Here is a 17,709-nt window from a genome sequence, read left to right as displayed (position 1 = left end):
AGTGTGTGTTTTTTTGCAGCGCGGCACTGACGCCGCACGTCAGGGCCACCCGCTCTGTGCAGAAGGAGACGTTGAATGCCTTACCAACCGAATGACCTGCTCAGCCGGCATTTTCAGGAAAGCGGCCCCGACCTCATCAGCAAGGTCGAAGAACAGCTCAAACAGATTTCCCCCGACAGCCCGAACCTGCCGATTTATCGCGACATGATCCTGACCGTGCTGCGCATGGCCCAAGAGGATCACAACCGCTGGAACGCCAAGATCACCCTGCAGGCCCTGCGTGAACTGGAGCAGGCGTTCCGGGTGCTGGAACAATTCAAGGGACGACGCAAAGTCACGGTATTCGGCTCGGCGCGCACGCCGGTCGAGCACCCCCTGTATGCAATGGCCCGGGAACTCGGCGCGGCCCTGACGCGATCAGACATGATGGTCATCACCGGTGCGGGTGGCGGGATCATGGCCGCCGCGCACGAAGGCGCCGGGCGTGACCACAGCCTCGGGTTCAACATCACCCTGCCCTTCGAGCAGCATGCCAACCCGACTGTGGACGGCACCGGCAATCTGCTGCCGTTCCATTTTTTCTTCACCCGCAAACTGTTCTTCGTCAAGGAAGCCGATGCGCTGGTGCTGTGCCCTGGCGGGTTCGGCACCCTGGACGAGGCACTGGAAGTACTGACGCTGATCCAGACCGGCAAAAGCCCCTTGGTGCCAGTGGTGCTGCTCGATGTGCCGGGCGGAACATTCTGGCAAGGCGCCCTGGATTTCATTCGCCAGCAACTCGAAGAAAACCACTACATCCTGCCCACCGACCTGAAATTGATGCGTCTGGTCTATAACGTCGATGAGGCGGTGGAGCAGATCAACCAGTTCTACAGCAACTTCCACTCCAGTCGCTGGCTCAAGCGTCAGTTCGTGATTCGTATGCATCACAAGCTCAGTGACGTGGCGATGGCGCATATGCAGGAGGCTTTCGCCGATCTGTGCCTGAGTGACCAGTTCCATCAACACGCTTACAGCGGCGAGGAACATGACGAAGCGCAGTACAGCCACCTGGTGCGGTTGGCTTTCGCGTTCAATGCCCGAAATCATGGCCGTCTCAGGGAACTGGTGGATTACATCAACCTCCCCGAAAACTGGGCTCACACCCAACCCCAGACCGCCCAACGTGCACGTGAGCCATCAAAGGTAATTTGAAGGCAAAAAAAAACGGCCCGCTATTTTCATAGCGGGCCGTTTCTATTTAAACCGATTTAATCGTCCATCCCTCTGCCGCTGAACAAGCGGTTGATCATCTCCATCGAAAAACCCCGATAGGCGAGGAAGCGGCCTTGTTTGGCGCGCTCCTTGGCGTCAATCGGCAAGTGTCCGGAGAACTTGCGTTGCCACGTCTCGCGAAGCTGCTCCTGCCAGTCGATACCGCTTTCACGCAGGGCGAGTTCGATATCGGCGCGTTGCAAACCACGCTGACCCAGCTCTTCGCGAATGCGCAAGGGGCCATAGCCGGAGCGGGCACGGTAGGAAACAAAGCTTTCAAGGTAACGGGCTTCGGAAAGCAGCCCCTCTTCCGTCAATCGGTCGAGGGCTGTTTCGATCATTTCCGCCTCAGCGCCGCGCTGACGCAGTTTGCGCGTCAGTTCGACTCGACCGTGCTCGCGTCGAGCGAGCAGGTCCATGGCGGTTCGCCGCACCGCGACGAGGGTATCGAGTACGGCGGTGGTCATCGCTGCGATCAGATATCAGCGTCAGCCAGGTCGTCTTCGGTCTCTTTGACCGCAGAAGCCTTGGAATCGGCGATCACCGCTGGCGACAGCAGTTTGTCACGCAGCTGCTTCTCGAGCTTGGCAGCGACTTCCGGGTTGTCTGCCAGGAACTTGGCCGAGTTGGCCTTGCCCTGACCGATCTTGGTGCCTTCATAGGCATACCAGGCGCCGGATTTCTCGACGAAACCGTGCAGCACGCCCAGGTCGATCATCTCGCCATTGAGGTAGATGCCCTTGCCGTAAAGGATCTGGAACTCGGCCTGACGGAACGGCGACGCCACCTTGTTCTTCACAACCTTGACGCGGGTTTCGCTGCCAACCACTTCGTCGCCTTCCTTCACCGCGCCGGTACGGCGGATGTCGAGACGGACCGAGGCGTAGAACTTCAGCGCGTTACCACCGGTGGTGGTTTCCGGGCTGCCGAACATCACGCCGATCTTCATGCGGATCTGGTTGATGAAGATCACCAGGCAGTTGGCGTTCTTGATGTTACCGGTGATTTTACGCAGCGCCTGGGACATCAGACGGGCTTGCAGGCCCACGTGCATGTCACCCATTTCGCCTTCGATTTCAGCCTTCGGTACCAGTGCCGCCACCGAGTCGACGATGATCACGTCTACTGCGTTGGAGCGCACCAACATGTCGGTGATTTCCAGTGCCTGTTCGCCGGTGTCCGGCTGGGACACCAGCAGGTCGTCGACGTTGACGCCCAGCTTGCCGGCGTATTCAGGATCGAGAGCGTGTTCGGCGTCGACGAAAGCGCAGGTCGCGCCGGCTTTTTGAGCCTGGGCGATCACGGACAGTGTCAGTGTGGTTTTACCGGAAGATTCAGGACCGTAGATTTCAACGATACGGCCTTTTGGCAGACCGCCGATGCCGAGTGCGATGTCCAGACCCAGAGAGCCGGTGGAGATAGCCGGGATCGCCTGACGGTCCTGATCGCCCATACGCATTACGGCACCCTTGCCGAATTGACGTTCGATCTGACCCAGGGCCGCAGCCAAGGCTTTCTTCTTGTTGTCGTCCATTAAAGTCCTCACGTAATCAATAAGGCCTGACGGCCAACACCTGTATAAGTAGCCAGTATTATTCCACAGCGTTCGCGGATCGCCTACCCCTGATTTTCGATTTCTCGTGCCGCTAGTCGCAACAGCCCCTCTAGCGCGGCCTTCACCGTTTGTCGGCGGACTTCATCGCGGTTGCCGGAGAAGTGCTGAACCTCACTGGAAACCGCATCGCCCACGCCCCAGGCCAGCCACACCGTGCCCACCGGTTTGTTCGGTGTACCGCCATCGGGCCCCGCCACGCCGCTGACCGCCACGGCAAACCGCGCCAGACTGTGCTTCTGCGCACCACGCACCATCGCCTCGACCACTTCGCGACTGACTGCGCCCACCGTGCCGAACAATTCGACGGGGACATTCAGTTGCCGGGTCTTCTGCCGGTTGGAGTAGGTCACGTAACCGGCCTCGAACCACGCCGAGCTCCCGGGAATCCGCGTGATCGCTTCAGCAATCCCGCCACCGGTACACGACTCGGCCGTGGTGACGTGGGCGTTGAGCAACTGCAAACGTCGGCCAAGCTCGGCAGCCAGTTGAGTGATCTCTTTCACGGTGCGCTCCGGATCGGGTGGAATGACTACCACCGTACACGACCCGGTTGCGCTTTCAATACACAGACTCATTCAAAATGTTCGGGCGCCAGCGCTCTGACATAGGCCTGACAGGCCTGCAAGGCAATCAGTCCGCGGTCGCCGGTGTCGGTGATGGCGATAATTCGTTGAGCATGCGCCGGGTCAAGTCGGGCGCGTACGGCTGCATGATCCACGCCGCCGGCGCCGGTGGCGGCTGGCATCCCGCAGCCTGGGGCAGCATCGCCGGCGTCGATGAGGACTGACAGGCGCAGATCAGCAGTGGCAAGACGATCGCGCAGGCGATCCTGATCACGTTGGGCATCACTGAGTGCTCGATAGTGGGTTTGTTCACTGGCCGCGAGGCGTTGCTCAAGGGCCAGACGTTTATCCTGCTCGACCTGCTGCGCGCTGGCGGCGGCCACATTCAGCTGATTGAGAGTGTCGGCGTTTAACCGCGCCTGCTCCGCGAGTTGTCGCCCGTAACGCCAGTCCTGAAACTGCCAGGCCAGCGCAGCGCCTCCCAAGGTCAGTAACAAAAAGCCGGTTAAACGCCAGGAGACGGACATAGCACCGCCCTCGCCCGCGTCCAGATGTCGAGCCGATCCTGCAGGCCATTCAACCCGCCGTTGATTCGGCGGGTGATGCTGTTGAACTGATCGCGGTCGGCCAGATCGTTCAGGCCGTTCTGTTCCCAGAACCATGCCGCCGATTCCGCTGCCCATTGCGGTTGCTCAAGCAATTCCGGCAAGGACAGCAAGCGCTCATCGCCGAACAGGCCGAGGCTGCACTGCCGATAGTTGCTGCGCCCGGTGATCTGGATCAGCCCGCGACCGCGGTATTTCTGCCCATCGCCGTCGGCCTCGGGCGTGTTGCCCAGACGTAACGCCAGCGTGCCAGTGTCGTATTTGCTCAGGTATTGGTTGTTGCCCAGTTCGCGCACGTATTGCAACTGGCCCGACTCGTGACCGATTTGTGCGAGAAACGCAGCGATACGTTTTGGCGAGTCGATATGGCGGCGAGTCATTGCATTGTTGAGTGCAGAAACAAAAACGCCCGCTTGGGAGCGGGCGTTGGGCATGATGGTTTTAAGGTTGTCTTCAGTGATTTGCATGATGCGTAATCCTCCCTGGATGCTCCGATTGAATCATGGTTGACGGACAACGCCCCCCAGCCATTTTTTTGCCAGAGTTGTCAGGGTGTTGTTCGGTGCCGCGACTTCGGGGGCTGTGAACACCCAGCCGAGGGTGCCGAAGTTGGCGTTCCAGTCGATTTGCGGTGTCGGTGTCACGTCGGTGATGTCGACCCACAGCAGATCCGGATGGAACATATCGGCCATGTTGCCGTCAGTCGAGATCAGTTCGGCCACAGTGTTGTTGACGATGCGTGCGTAGGTTTTCATCAGGCGTACTCGTAGATAATCACTGCACCAGGGGCACCGGAAGCCCCCGGTCTGCCAGATTGACTGGGGGCGTTGGCAATGCCGCCCGCCCCGGAACCGAACCCGGAACCAGGGGCCGCGATTGCTCCCTGCGCACTGCTGGCAACACCACCATTGCCCAAGGGCGAGTTGGCACCATGTCCGGCCAGGGTCGACGCATTGATGGAAATACCTGTCGAACCGGCAGAACCCGCCATGCTGACGATGTTCCCGCCTTTCGCAGCTTGGCCGGGATACCCACCAACATACAGACCGATCCCTGGGAAGCTGGTGTAACCCAACGAGGTCGAACCAGCACCGCCAGGCGCTGAAACCAACGATCCCAAGGAGCTGGTTCCGCCCGTTCCAGCGTCGGATGCGATCAAACCTGCGGCGCCACCAACGCCCACCGTGACGATCTGACTGGCTCCAACCGTTGCGGCCGAAAGCCAGGCTTCCGCGTAACTACCAGAGGCCCCTCCACCTGCAAGCGAATACTGGGAAGCAGTTGTCCCAACAATGCCTGCACTCCCGCCCCCTCCGCCGACAACTTTCACCAACACATTCTTCATCCCCACCGTCGGCACATAAGTGCCAGACGAGGTGAACGTCCTCACACTCAACAACCGCCCACTGGCACCACTGCCACCGCCGGCATACACCAGCACCCAACTTTCCAACGCCGCGCTGTACACCACCGAACAAACACTGCCGCCGACAATCTCGGCAGGCCGCAATGCACTCGATGCAAGATTTACCAGCGGCTTGGGCATCAACCCGTTCGGTGCAAAGGTACTCGCTCCGGTATTGGCATTACCGGCGGTAAAGCGCAGCGCCAAGCCGTCCTTCAATGCGGTGACGGGAGGCACATAATTGGCCATGTATAGATTGGCGGCGCCGATGTCAGTGGCATGTTTGTCTTCACCTGCCTGACTGAGTTTTTGCACCGCTTGCAACAATTGGGTTGCATCGGCTTCGCTTGGCTCAAGGCCGGCGGATTTGACGACGTTCAACAACTCATCGGTGACGCTGTTGCCCCAGGTCGCCGGGATCAACGATCCGGGTAATCCCGCGACAACATCTTCATTGACGAACTTGCCGTTCACCAGCCCGACGCTGGGAACACTTTTTGGATAATCCATGTATGTTTCCTCTACGGCTCAAACCGCATTTGCCAACCAACGCGGCGCTACAGGCCGATGCTCACTGAAAGGAAAAAAAGAACCCTGCGGCCAATCGCGCAATTCGCGGCGATAGGTTTGCAGCTCGGCATATTGCTCGCTGGTCAGCGTCGTGCCACCACCGTCTTCAAGCTCATCACGATCACGTGCAACCAGACCATCGGTGGCAGCCAGTTGTGCTGTACGCCAGCTACGTTCAGCATCTGCCGCTTCTTCTGCCGAATAAGGTGGTGGATCAACCAGAGTCGGATAACCGTTATCCGCGTGCACACCGACCACTTTTGCACTCACCGCCAGTTGCTGCAGCAGTGAGATCCAATAGGTCTGGGGAATTTCAATGACGTCATCCGGAATATCCGATGAGTTGATAGCGGGAACATAAACCCCACGGGTGCTGGCGCTGAACAAGACATTGAACGGATTCATTTAATAACCCTTTGCGAAGAAGTTGATACCCCAGCCTGCAGACACTTCGCCGCTGTAGCTTCGAACTTTCAGACGGCACCCCTGCTTCGACGCAGAGTTCGCGTACATGACGACCATCGCTCCATCGCCTCCTACGTGCATAGCGATGATCGAAGAAAACGCGGTAGGGAAAGAGATCGGAAAGACGACGTTGACATCGCCATTGGCATCCGTCGTGCCAACACCCCATTGATCGATATTGCCGCTGGCATAACGCTGGTAGCCAATGTTGCCGTACACACCGGAGTGCGCCGACGCATATCGATCACTCACCGAGCCGCCATAGAGGCGCCACTGTCCCGTGAGTTTGATCAGGTAGGCAGTGTCACCAATACCCAACTTGAGCGGGCCGGATGTGCCATTACAGGTGAGAAGCCCATCGTTACCGGAAGGATTGACGGTCAACACGCCGGTACCTGCGTTGATTACGTGAATGGTGCTCGCATGGGCCACACCATTGGTAGACGGCAGCGTCGCAGTCAGCGCGCTGGCACTGGAGAAACTCGCGACACCGCCAATATTCGCAGCGTTCAATACCGTGCTGGCGGCGTAAGAAGCAAAACCGGAGAACTGTAATCCCGCCCGCGTAACAAACTCAGTGGTGGCCATCGACTGATCATTGGAGAACTGCGGTGAAGTCAAAAACAACTTGTTGCTGCGTAATGCGGTTAACACCTGATCATCTTTCGCTTCCGTCGGAGCGGTGCCGCCAGCATTGATGATATTCAACAACTCTTGGGTAACGCTGTTGCCCCATTTCGCCGGAATCAACGACCCCGGCTTGCCGGTCAGCGGGTCTTCATCGACAAACCGGCCGTTGACCAGACCGGCACTCGGGACACTGTTTGGGTAGTCCACGGTACTTCTCCTTATGTGTGAGTCAGGTGTTTACTGCTGATTCGGGCGCAACCGGCCAGGTAATTTCGTCAGGAAAACCAGCCTGTTTTTCGATCCGGTTCAGCTCGACGCTGTAGAGCTTCCATTCGATCAGCAGCAGTTGTTCGTCGTGGCTGGCATCGCCAATATCCTCGGCGTATTGCAGCGGGGCGATGCGCAGGACGGCGTCGCGCAGCAGTGCGTCGCGCTTGCCGAGACATTGCTGTCTGATGCTCGCCAAACGAGCCTGCTCATCCAGCACCCAGGCGTTGTCGCGCCAGAGGTGGAATTCACCTGGCCATGGTTGCGCGGTCAGGGTGTCAGGCAACTCACCCAGCTCGGTCCATATCTGTTGCGCGCCACCGTCCTTGCGATAAACCATGCCACGGCGGTCTATCAACTCACGGGGAACACTGTTAACCAAGGTCCACACTCGGCCGCTCTCAGGCGCCGGCAACTGGAAAGAAAGTTGAATCGCATTACTCGGCAGTTGAACACCAAGACCCGGTGTGACATCGAACTCGACAGGGCCTGTCAAACAGCCCAAGTGATCAATCAGATAATTAAACATGGGCACCTCAGATAAGTTTGATCCGACCCGGATAGGCAATATTTCGAGGGCGCGTGATACCGCCATGGTTCAGCAAATCAGCGTCCGAGATTGGCGTAACCGGCGCTGCAGGTGTGATGTATTTAACAGTGGAGCCCACGTAATCGGTGTAGTTACCCATATCAAAGCCCAACTGAGGTTTTTGGGAGTTGATATGTGTTGCGAACAAAATGTTGTCGCCCATTCCATTGTCGCCCTGAACTAAAGAGCCTTTTTGCCAAGAGCCAGGTGCACGTCCCGGGTCGATCAATCCGCCTTCAGCGAGTACCCGTAAAAATTCACCGCGAGCCTCTGGTAAACGGAAGTTCGTGGCACCATCTCCAGGCGTCCACGCACCACCACGATCAGCTTCGGAACGCAGCATTCCGGACTGTTGCGCGTGATCCCAAAGCCACGGCCACTCTGCGCGACTGAGTAACGAACCGTTCAAAGCGGCATAGCCACCCGGTAATACTGCCAGCGCAGTTTCAAAGACAATGTGCCCCAGTGAAGAGCCGTCGAAACGACCGACCGGCCACCAGTTACCCGCGCCATCACTGCGCAGATGCCACCAGTCACCTGCGCCCATCAACACCAGAAATGGATACCCCGAGGTGTTCAGGTGGGTATGGAATTTGATTGAGTCACCACTTGAAACTTGAACAACCAGACGACTACCGCTGTTATCCAGCCGCCGGACAATAACGTCTCGCACCCCCAGACCCGCATTGGCTGACGGCAGGCTGACACTGAGTGCGCCAGCACCGGCATCAATGAGGACCAGGCCTAGCTCTTCGCTGGTCAACAACCGGGATGAGTTGACCCGTGTGATGGACGAACGCATGGGGCTGGCCTTGCCGATAATCGACTGAATTGCCTTGAACAGCTGCCCGGTATCCGCCTCGGACGGCACCAACCCGCCACCGTAAATCACACTCAGGATCTCCTGAGTCACGCTGTTGCCCCACACCGCCGGAATCAACGACCCCGGTGTGCCGGCGACCGGGTTTTCATCTACGAAGCGGCCATCGACCAGGCCAACGCTGGGGACGCTTTTTGGATAATCCATAGGTTTCTCGTTCCTCTGAAATAACAAATGAACCGCGTCGTGGCGATCGCGAGTACGAGCCAGCGGCGGTCTGTTTTCTGAAAATAAAAAGCCCACGGTGAAGTGGGCTTGGGTGAAGCAGAACGAAAGCGTTACGACTAGAGATTCTGGCTGCTGAGCAGTTCGCGAATCGCCGCCAACGCGTCATCGCTCGCACTTCGCGCCAGATCGAGATTGCCTTTGGCCGCATGCGCGCGGATCTGGCTTTTGGCCTTCAGGCGCAAGGTGCGCAGGGTCAGCAGATGATCGGTGAGTTGGTCGGCCTTGCTCAGGATCTGCTCGGCTGCCTGTTTGGCAGTTCGACCTTTGACTACCCACGCAGCGACCGACAATGGCACCTCTTTTTTCGGATAGCCGGCGTCTTGATAAACCTGAGCGTCGGCAGCAGCCTGGGCGTACTCCATGGCTTTGAGCGGGTCGCCGGCCAAAACGGTGCGGGCACTGTCGGCGGCCGCGTCGACCTTGGAACACAGCTGTTCGGCTACCTGAAGTTCCAGCTCGGCAACTCTGGACGGATTCAGCTGCCATTTTTCTCCATCCCAATCATGGGCACTGGACGGCTGGGCCGGGCGCAAGCCTTCCTCGAACTGATGCAGCTCTTGAATGATGATCATCGGATCAGCTCCCAGGAAAGATTGATATTCACCGCCGCTGAAAAATTGATCGCAACACCGTTGGCGTAGTCGCTTGGGAGGAGATTTTTGATGCCCATGCTGAACAGCAATTCGTCACTTGAACCGTTATCGGCACCAAAAGCGTGTTCGGCTTGATAGGTCTGCCACAAGGAACGCAACATGCTGTGGTCGAAGCTGGCGGTCAGTGTCGACACGGTTGTGTCACTCACCTCGTTGTTGGTAATAACCCGTACCGTCTCACCCGCAATGGCCCAACCATCCCAATTGCTCGACGCGGCAGCCTTTGGATTGAGAAAACAGTAGTTGGCACCCAGCCATCCGGGTGTAGCAAAATTCACGGCTGTGACGAGCGTCGGATGCGGCGTCGCATTGCCCACCACCAGCCGCGCGGCACGGGCATGCGGGTCAAGTGGCAGGTACACCACGCCATTACCGCTGATTGTTTGCGTCCACGACAAACGACCGCGGTTATAAATCGGTCGGACAATCGGCACCGAGCCAGGGCCTGCTGTCACCACCCATGCCAGACAAATATCCAGCGGCGTCGACTGAAAACCGCCTCCCGCCGCACCATTGATCGTGCCCTTCAAGCCTTCGGGCGTAGCGTCATAGATGATGCCGCGCTGCGTGTAAAAGGTCAGCACGCCGGCAACCACTTGCGCACGCAAAAAGTAATTAGAGTTAGGCAACAGATCAACACTGCTCCAGGCTTGTGTCGTAAATGTGCGCGGACGAGCCAACTGACCAGTCAGCACTTCCTGACCGAGGCTGATCAGCACACCCGCCGGAATCGAGATCCGTCCGCCACTGGTGGCAACCGCTGCCGGAGTGATCGCCAGACGACCGTCCGGCGTCGCCACCGTCGCGGTTGGCAACGACCCGATCGGCAACGCCGAATCCAGATTCCAGCCCTTGGCCGAAACGCTCTGAATCGCCTGCAACAACTGATCGTATTTCTTCTCGTCCGGAGTCAGCTCCCCAGCCTTGATCACGTTGAGAATTTCCTGCGTCACCCCGTTGCCCCAGTCTGCCGGGATCAACGACCCCGGCGTCCCGGTCAGCGGGTTTTCATCGACAAATTTCCCATTCACCAGACCGGCGCTGGGCACACTTTTCGGATAATCCATCCCGTCATTCCTCCCTAGTCATAATTGATGTGCACTTTGGTATGCGCCGGCGCACTGCGGTGGATCAGACACTCCAGCGCCGAGCCCGGGTTCACGCCAAAGCGCTCGCCCCAGTAGCTCGCGCCGTAGCGCCGACCAAGCAAAAGGCGGCCACCGGTGTTGAGCGTCCACATGAATTGCGCTTCCCAGGTGCCCCAGTGCGCGGCGCCGAAACGCGCGCGGCCCATACGGGGGGCTTCGTGTTCGGTGATGCTGGCGTTGGGGTAGCCCTGGCTTTTGGCGATGTCGAGGTAGTAACCGACAGCCTGGCTGCCGACCGCAAGCAAGCGCCGGCGTACGGCGAGGCGGCGGTCGTCGAACAGCGGTGTGGTGCCCAGACACGGGTCGGGCAGCTCCATCACCCGCTCCCAGTCCGGCACCAGTTCGCTGACGCCCGCCGGGTCCATCTCGTTGAGCAGGTCGGCGGCGCGGGCATCGAGGCGCGCCAGTTCGACGGCGACGCCTTGCAGCACTTCCTCGAGTTCCGGAACGCGTTCCGGGTCCCACGCCGGGCCGCTCGGCAGCAAGGCGCGCAGCTGCGCCTGATATTGCGCGGCGGTTCTTATGCCCCCCATACGCAGCCTCCGAAGGTCAGCAGTTCGCTTTGCCCGGCAGGCACGTCAGCGGCCGGTGCGGTCAGCGTGTGGTCGTACTCACCGCCGGCGCTGCTGATGGCTTCGCGGATATGGCTGATCAGCAGCGGTACACCGAGGTCGGCCTCGCGGTTGTGCAGGTCGCGCAATTGCGCTTCAACGGCGGCGCGCACCGCAGTGGTGTCTGGATTGACGTTCTTGAAGCGGTACACCACCGGCACCTGAATCGGCCGCTGCACGTGCACTTCCGCCGTCACCGGGCGCAGCGGTTCGATGTACTCCTGAACCTCCGCCAATTGCTCATCGTTGGGCACCGGTTGCGGGTCTTCATCACGCATGATGAACACCGTCACTGTGCCTGGCCCGAGCAGGCCGCCACGACACCAGGCCCGCGTCACACCCGGCACTTCCAGCGCCCAGGTCTCGTAGTCGCTGGCGGAACCGCCGTGCGGAATGACCCGATAAGAACGGATCACCCGCGAGCGCAACGACTCCAGGCTTTCTCGCGCCACGCCACCACTGAGGCCGGGCGCGAGCACCACAAAACTGTTGCCGACTACACCGGCGATCGGCTGCACCGGGTTCAGCGCCAGACCGGCGCCGGCATTACCGAGGCTGCCAGCGTCGAGCGCAGCAATCGTGGTGGTGTTGCTGCCATTGACGGTGGTGCGCGCGGTGGTGACTTTATAGGTACGGCCATCGCTCGCTTGCAGCAGCGTGTCGACATCCAGCACCGCACCGGCGGTCGCGGTAAAACTGACGCTGCCGGTGGCGACTTGCGCCGGTTTGCGTGGCTGGTTCAGGCGCAGCGCGGCGATGCGTTCCAGGGTCGATTCGTCGGCTTTGTCCGGCAGGATCTGCTCGGCAATCCAGTCGAGATAACCGTACAGACCATAAGCCGCGCCACCAAGTGTGCGGGCCAGCACTTGCGCATCGGACTGGCGCAGCGAATCGCCGGCCAGGTCGCTTTGGGTGCGCTTGATCAGCACCGGCAGCGAAGGGGTTTCAAACGGCATAGATCACCTGCCAACTGTTATCGGGGTTGATGTCCAGACGTTCGCCATCGGCCAGGGTCAGGACCGTGCGCAGGTTCAGGCGCTGGGCGTCGAGGCGTTCGCTGATGATGTCGATGGCGCTGCAGTGGCCGTCGTCCATCAGCCATTGCAAGGCTTCGCGGGCATAGAACTCGGCGTCCATCTGGGTCTGTCGGGTCAGCTTGACCCGACGCAACAGCCACAGCCGCGAACCGATGCGATCGTCGGCGACGGTGGGAAAGCTGTCGCCCCACCAGCCGAAGCGCTCCTCGTCGTCGAGGGCGTCGTCATCGGCGGCGCGGCGCCAGGTGAACAGGCTGATGAGCACGGCGCGGGTCAGTGCGGCGTGGAGGTTCTGGCTGACAAGCATTATTTGCCTCCTGCCGGCGCACCGGTCTGGCCGCTACCGGCCTGCACGCCAACGTGCACGTGTTTGATCTGGCTGATGCCGCCGGCGAGTTGGTCGCCGGTGGAAACGATCTTGCCGGTCTGGTTGATCACCGGCGTGTCGAAGTTCACCGCGCTGCTGGCGCGGATGTTCAGGGTGGCGGTTTCGATGTCGATGATCCGCCCGCGCTTGAAGTGAATTTTGTCGCCCTCGTCGGTGTAGATCGCCACTTCGCCAGAGGCCAGCGACTGCAAGCGATAGCGGCGGTCGGCGACCACCAGGGCGATGGCGTGAGACCGGTCACCGCCGAGAAACGTGACGATGCCTTCGGCGCCGGCCAGCGGGTTGCTGGTGAAACCGTAGGGTTCGAAATGCTCCATGTCGTCGTTCACCTCGCCGGCGGTGAGGCGCATTTGCAGCGATTGCAGCTTGGGTGCCGAATGGGCGAGCACGACAGTGCCGCGCGCCAGTAGGCGTGTCAGTAGGCTCATGAATTGTCCTCAGGGAGCAGACCCGACACGGACAAAATGTGGGAGCGGGCTTGCTCGCGAAAGCGGTGGGTCAGTCAATGGGATGTTGGACCTGCCGACGCTTTCGCGAGCAAGCCCGCTCCCACAGGGAATGGGTGTCAGGCCTGGGTTTTTTTCGGTGGGATGGGGTCGGGATCGAAGGTATGCGGTGGCGCCACTTGCAGCGTGGTCACCGAGCCCTGCGCCGAGAGCGAATACGTGACTTTGGAGATCAGCATGTCGCCGTCAAAGCCGAGTACCGGATCCGTGACCTTCACCAGCGTGTTGTGGCGCCACAGATCGCCATTGGCCTGACGCCAGCCCTGCACCTGATAGGTGGTGGTCTGTGCCCGGCCCATGCGGGTGGCGCTTTCCCATTGGGCGCGTTGCTGGGCCAACTCGAACGTCAGCGCGGTGCCCTCGTTGATGATCGTGGTGCGGCGGCGCTTGAAGCTCAGATCAGCCGCGCTGGATTGAACCTCGCTGACGGCCGCCCCGCTCTTATTGTCCGAGCCTTTCTGCTGACCGATCACTCGGTATTCAGAAAACACCTGGCTCTGATCCATCGGCGCGTTCGCCGACAAAATGTTCTTGCCCAACTCCAGCGCGTCACTGGCCCGACCACCACTACCGGGCTTGGCCAGCACCAGCCGGCCCTGCTCGTCATCGGTGGAAAACACCCGGAACAGCGAGAGCAATCGGTCGATCGACTGGAACACCGTTTCGCCCGGCACGATGGTGTGTTTGGCGAGCCGCGCGGTCTCGGGAATTTCGTTGACCACGTACAGCGAGTATTCCGCCGCCAGAGCCTGGACGATGCTCAGCAGCGGTTGCTCCTGCCATTGGTTCGGCCGGTTGGTGGCTGCGCAATCGACCAGATCCTGAGTCTTGGAGCTACCTTCGATGCTCAGGCTGATCTGGCGTCCGTCGTAACTGATCGGGGCCTTGAACACGTAGCCGGTGAGCACCAGATCCTGGCCGATTTTCACTTCGCACGGGTCACCCGGTTTGATCCGTTGATCCACCGTCTGCCCCGGCCACTGCCAGGTGATATCGAGTTTGAAGGTGCGGAACTGGCGCTCAAGATCGGCGGTGATTTCCACGCTTTTCCAGCCGCCGTATTCCATGTTGTTGACGGTCAGCGTGACATGGTTATCCATCTCGCTCATGGCTCACTCCCTGGACACTTTTACGTCGTTGGGAGAAAAGCCCGGATGGTTCATCGCGTTGCTCTGCGTCACTTGAGTCACCCGTGTGGCATCGGCAAATTGCTTGTAGGCCACCACCAGCGCCGGCAGGCTTTCCTGAAACGATTTGGTGACCTGGCGCACACCGGATGACGCCACTGCCTTGAGATGCGCAATCAGCGCTTCCTTCACATCGTTAATTGCCTGGTGATGTTTGGGATCGGCCTTGTCCAGCATCGGGTCAATTGCCACCCCGACCGCCTTCTGCAGTGCTTTCATTTCTTCGGTCACCGGCACTTCCTGACGAGTCACCGGTTGATCCGCCTGATGCGCCACCGAAGGTGTCGACGACAGCTTCACCGCCGGAGTCGCCACCGGCATCGACGCTACCCACTGCGCCACTTTCACCAGCATGGTGTCCTGCACCAGATCGGCCATGGTTTGTGCCGCCGCGTTGGTGTCCTTGCCGGTGGTGATCTTCGGCGCATCAGCCTTGCGAATGGCTTCGAGTTGTTGGGACACGTCGGCAATCACGCCACGGTAGCCCTCCTTCGCGAATGCCTTGAGCTCCTTGATATCGCCGAGCAAGCCCTTGAACTCCGCTGCCACTTCCTTGGGCAACTCCTTGACGGCTTTGACCAGTTCAGTGATCTGCTTGTACTGCTCGATCAGCGGTTTGAGCTGCTCCTTGATCACCTCATAGACCCCGGTCAGGCTGTTGCGCAGATTGGCAATGCCGATCCGCGCAGCCTTGATCAACGTCATCGCCTGCTCGAAGCGCGCCACCGCAGAACCCAGCAAAGTGTCAGCCTTGGCCAACAGAACTTTTTGCGTACTGACCGTGGCGGTCGGAAACGGCAACGGCCGGTCGGGATAAAACTTCAGACTGAACGTCACCAGCCCGCCGTCCTGGCGGGTGTGGGTCATGTCGCATTCGCCGACCTTGACCTGCAAGCGTCCGAGCCACGGATGCACCAGTTCACCACTCCCCGCCTCCAAGGCCTTGAGCAGCTTGTCGCGCTGCTCCAGGCAATCGGCGCCGATGATGAACGCCGTGATGTCGTGGGTCCTGGCCTGTTGGCCGAGATCCTCGAAATACGGCAGGTCGCGTTGCGGATATTCGTGTAACTGACCTTTGCGACCGACCGGGGTTTTCGCCTGATCGATCCAGAACCCGACACCGCGAAACGATGCCGGCAACAAACGGTCACGCCAGTTCATTGGAACCTCCTGCCGACAGCGAGCGATAGCCGATGCGAGAAGACAGCGCCAGGCCCGGTTGATTGCTTTGTGGTTGATCGGTGCGCAGCCCCGCCGGTGCATTTTCGAAGCGCACGGTCAGGCCGCCTTCAAGTTGCGTACGGTTGTTGGCCGCGCTTTGCTGGATCAGGGCGCTGGAGATTTGTGGCAGCGATCCGCTTTGCAGCGCTCCGTTTCCAGCAGGCACGGGACTCTTGCCAAAGAACGCCGGCGCCAGCTCACCCTTGCCTTCGGCATTGGTCTGGCGTTGCGCCTCAGTCAGCGTTTCGACCTTGCCGGTGACCTTGGCGATCAACCCGGCGAAACCACCGTCGAACAGCTCCTTGATCGGCGCGATGACGGTTTGCAGCTTTTGCCACAACTCGCCGAACCACCCGACAATCGGCCCCCAGCTCTCGATGATCTGATCCAGAGGTTTCCATTCGAACAGGGTGTGCAGGAAGTCCACGACCGGCGCAGACGCCGCCAGCACAACATCCCACAGCGCCGAAAAGACGTCGCCGACCGGCTGCCAGTACTGCGCAATCTGCTCCAGCGGCGACCACTCGAACAGGCTGCTAAAAAAGCCTTTGACCCGCTGCACTGAGGTTTGCAGTGCCGTCCAGATCGGTTCGAAGTACCCGACGACACCACCCCAGGCGCTGGTGATCATTTCCATCGTGAAATAATCGAACAGTGCCCGCAATGTATCCCGGGTGCTTTGCACCGCCGATTGCAGAGTCGTCCACAGCGGCTGGAAGTACGCAACAACACCGCCCCAGGCGCTGGTGATCATCTGCATGGGCGAGAAATCGAACAACGACATCAGGAACTCTTTAGCCGGCTGCGCGACTTTTCGCAGGCCATCGAACATCGGTTCGAAGAACCTGACAACACCGCCCCACGCACTGTTGATCATCTGCATCGGCGAGAAATCGAACAGGTTTCGGAGGAACGCCATCACCGGCACACTCAAGGCCTTGAGCAGTTCCCAGATCGCCGAAAACAGCCCCGTCAGCGGCGCCCAGTTTTCCAGGATCATGCCGGCGGGCGTCCACGAGAACACCGATTTGAAGAAGTCGATGACCGGCGCAGTGACGGCTTTGACCTCGTCCCAGATGCCCGAGAAGAATCCCGCGACCGGTGACCACAGCGCCGCCAGTGCATCCAGTGGTCGCCAGTCAAGAATCGAGCGCAACGTCGCCATCGCATTCGCACCGATGTTTTTCACGCCTTCCCACATGCCTTTGAAGAACGCGCTGATCGGCGTCCAGTTGGCATAGATCAAACCGGCCGCCGCCGCGATGCCCATGGCGATGAGCATGATCGGATTGGTCTTGAGGACCATGCTCATGACATCGAACACTTGTGTGGCGCCGGTGACCGCGGTTTGCATCGCCGAGAAGGCAATGGCCCCCGCAGCCAGGCCTTCCACCAGTTTCGGGTTGTCGGCAAGCAGGCTGCCGAACTGAGTCAGCATTGGCTCAAGCCCGACGACTAACGCACCGACTGCCGGTACCAGCGCCGCGTCGACAGCGGAGGAAACCTTTTCCATCGACGCACTGAACACGTTCATGTTCTGCGCAGCGGCTTTCGGTGCGGCGGGCAGATCCACGGTTTTCGCCGTCTCGCTGACTTCAGTCAATTTGCCCTGAAACGCTGCCGCCGATTTGATCCCGTCCACGAACGGCGTGATCACGCTGCCGCCCTTGAACAGACCGCTGATATCCAGTTTGCCGAGGCCGGTCTGTTCGAGATTTTTCTTGAAGCTCTCGACCTTTACTCGCAGGGCGCCGAGTTTGGGCGACAGTTCATCGATGCCCGTGATCAGCACCGGTGTTTGCACTTTCTTTTCTTCGTCTGCCATCACTGCACCTGCTGCATCGCATTGATCCGTTGCGCGTGCTCCAGCGATTCGCGGAGCACATC

21 protein-coding genes are annotated in these 17,709 nt (G+C 59.8%); 1 reads left to right on the top strand and 20 read right to left on the bottom strand.

Going from position 1 to position 17,709, the window contains the following annotated elements:
- Nucleotides 1-75 precede the first annotated feature (75 nt).
- Nucleotides 76-1,194: a TIGR00730 family Rossman fold protein gene (locus HDC30_RS05325; protein ID WP_097086513.1), complete on the top strand. Its 1,119-nt coding sequence runs from the start codon at nucleotides 76-78 to the stop codon at nucleotides 1,192-1,194.
- Nucleotides 1,195-1,250: 56 nt separating this feature from the next.
- On the opposite strand, the gene recX is transcribed toward HDC30_RS05325, so the two are convergent.
- The 20 genes from recX to HDC30_RS05225 form a co-directional block, all read right to left on the bottom strand.
- Nucleotides 1,251-1,721 carry a recombination regulator RecX gene (recX, locus tag HDC30_RS05320; protein ID WP_003222270.1) on the bottom strand — a complete coding sequence of 157 codons (471 nt, stop codon included), beginning with the start codon at nucleotides 1,719-1,721 and terminating at the stop codon, nucleotides 1,251-1,253.
- Nucleotides 1,722-1,729: 8 nt separating this feature from the next.
- Nucleotides 1,730-2,788, bottom strand: coding sequence for a recombinase RecA (gene recA / locus HDC30_RS05315; protein ID WP_003222269.1), 1,059 nt, complete (start codon nucleotides 2,786-2,788; stop codon nucleotides 1,730-1,732).
- A gap of 83 nt (nucleotides 2,789-2,871) precedes the next feature.
- Nucleotides 2,872-3,372 (bottom strand): CinA family protein, encoded by a 501-nt coding sequence (locus HDC30_RS05310; protein WP_027611084.1) that lies wholly within the window; start codon nucleotides 3,370-3,372, stop codon nucleotides 2,872-2,874.
- 68 nt (nucleotides 3,373-3,440) lie between these two features.
- Nucleotides 3,441-3,959: a lysis system i-spanin subunit Rz gene (locus tag HDC30_RS05305; RefSeq protein WP_183781452.1), complete on the bottom strand. Its 519-nt coding sequence runs from the start codon at nucleotides 3,957-3,959 to the stop codon at nucleotides 3,441-3,443.
- Entirely contained in the window at nucleotides 3,938-4,504 is a 567-nt protein-coding gene (locus tag HDC30_RS05300; RefSeq protein ID WP_183781450.1) for a glycoside hydrolase family 19 protein, read from the bottom strand. The genes HDC30_RS05305 and HDC30_RS05300 overlap by 22 nt, the downstream gene beginning before the upstream one ends.
- A 33-nt stretch (nucleotides 4,505-4,537) precedes the next feature.
- A complete protein-coding gene (locus HDC30_RS05295; RefSeq protein WP_183781448.1) occupies nucleotides 4,538-4,792 on the bottom strand; it encodes a hypothetical protein in 255 nt (84 codons plus the stop codon).
- The gene (locus HDC30_RS05290) at nucleotides 4,792-5,952 is read right to left on the bottom strand and encodes a hypothetical protein (RefSeq protein ID WP_183781446.1); all 1,161 of its coding nucleotides are present in this window, start codon (nucleotides 5,950-5,952) and stop codon (nucleotides 4,792-4,794) included. Before HDC30_RS05290 ends, HDC30_RS05295 begins: the two co-directional genes overlap by 1 nt.
- An 18-nt stretch (nucleotides 5,953-5,970) precedes the next feature.
- Nucleotides 5,971-6,417 carry a phage tail assembly chaperone gene (locus HDC30_RS05285; protein WP_097086504.1) on the bottom strand — a complete coding sequence of 149 codons (447 nt, stop codon included), beginning with the start codon at nucleotides 6,415-6,417 and terminating at the stop codon, nucleotides 5,971-5,973.
- Entirely contained in the window at nucleotides 6,418-7,314 is an 897-nt protein-coding gene (locus tag HDC30_RS05280; RefSeq protein ID WP_097086502.1) for a phage tail protein, read from the bottom strand.
- Between the two features lie 22 nt (nucleotides 7,315-7,336).
- Nucleotides 7,337-7,903 carry a tail fiber assembly protein gene (locus tag HDC30_RS05275; RefSeq protein WP_183781444.1) on the bottom strand — a complete coding sequence of 189 codons (567 nt, stop codon included), beginning with the start codon at nucleotides 7,901-7,903 and terminating at the stop codon, nucleotides 7,337-7,339.
- Nucleotides 7,904-7,910: 7 nt separating this feature from the next.
- Complete coding sequence (locus tag HDC30_RS05270; RefSeq protein ID WP_183781442.1) at nucleotides 7,911-8,990, bottom strand: tail fiber protein; 1,080 nt, start codon at nucleotides 8,988-8,990, stop codon at nucleotides 7,911-7,913.
- A 137-nt stretch (nucleotides 8,991-9,127) separates the two neighbouring features.
- Nucleotides 9,128-9,643: a phage tail protein gene (locus HDC30_RS05265; RefSeq protein WP_183781439.1), complete on the bottom strand. Its 516-nt coding sequence runs from the start codon at nucleotides 9,641-9,643 to the stop codon at nucleotides 9,128-9,130.
- Complete coding sequence (locus HDC30_RS05260; protein ID WP_183781437.1) at nucleotides 9,640-10,791, bottom strand: phage tail protein; 1,152 nt, start codon at nucleotides 10,789-10,791, stop codon at nucleotides 9,640-9,642. Before HDC30_RS05260 ends, HDC30_RS05265 begins: the two co-directional genes overlap by 4 nt.
- A 14-nt stretch (nucleotides 10,792-10,805) precedes the next feature.
- Complete coding sequence (locus HDC30_RS05255; protein ID WP_183781435.1) at nucleotides 10,806-11,405, bottom strand: YmfQ family protein; 600 nt, start codon at nucleotides 11,403-11,405, stop codon at nucleotides 10,806-10,808.
- The gene (locus tag HDC30_RS05250) at nucleotides 11,393-12,439 is read right to left on the bottom strand and encodes a baseplate J/gp47 family protein (RefSeq protein ID WP_183781433.1); all 1,047 of its coding nucleotides are present in this window, start codon (nucleotides 12,437-12,439) and stop codon (nucleotides 11,393-11,395) included. Before HDC30_RS05250 ends, HDC30_RS05255 begins: the two co-directional genes overlap by 13 nt.
- Nucleotides 12,429-12,827: a phage GP46 family protein gene (locus tag HDC30_RS05245; protein ID WP_103367828.1), complete on the bottom strand. Its 399-nt coding sequence runs from the start codon at nucleotides 12,825-12,827 to the stop codon at nucleotides 12,429-12,431. The genes HDC30_RS05250 and HDC30_RS05245 overlap by 11 nt, the downstream gene beginning before the upstream one ends.
- Nucleotides 12,827-13,336 (bottom strand): phage baseplate assembly protein V, encoded by a 510-nt coding sequence (locus HDC30_RS05240; protein WP_183781431.1) that lies wholly within the window; start codon nucleotides 13,334-13,336, stop codon nucleotides 12,827-12,829. The genes HDC30_RS05245 and HDC30_RS05240 overlap by 1 nt, the downstream gene beginning before the upstream one ends.
- Before the next feature lie 137 nt (nucleotides 13,337-13,473).
- A complete protein-coding gene (locus HDC30_RS05235) occupies nucleotides 13,474-14,523 on the bottom strand; it encodes a phage baseplate assembly protein (RefSeq protein WP_183781429.1) in 1,050 nt (349 codons plus the stop codon).
- 3 nt (nucleotides 14,524-14,526) lie between these two features.
- Complete coding sequence (locus tag HDC30_RS05230; protein WP_183781427.1) at nucleotides 14,527-15,762, bottom strand: DNA circularization protein; 1,236 nt, start codon at nucleotides 15,760-15,762, stop codon at nucleotides 14,527-14,529.
- On the bottom strand, nucleotides 15,749-17,647 hold the full coding sequence (locus HDC30_RS05225) for a phage tail protein (protein WP_183781425.1): 1,899 nt from the start codon (nucleotides 17,645-17,647) through the stop codon (nucleotides 15,749-15,751). The genes HDC30_RS05230 and HDC30_RS05225 overlap by 14 nt, the downstream gene beginning before the upstream one ends.
- Between the last annotated feature and the right edge of the window lie 62 nt (nucleotides 17,648-17,709).

Origin of the sequence: Pseudomonas sp. JAI115 (assembly GCF_014200835.1) — a bacterium.
In the GTDB taxonomy this organism is placed as follows: Bacteria; Pseudomonadota; Gammaproteobacteria; order Pseudomonadales; family Pseudomonadaceae; genus Aquipseudomonas; species Aquipseudomonas putida_A.
The sequence above is the reverse complement of the archived record's forward strand: the minus strand, read 5'-3'. Positions and strand labels throughout refer to the sequence as shown.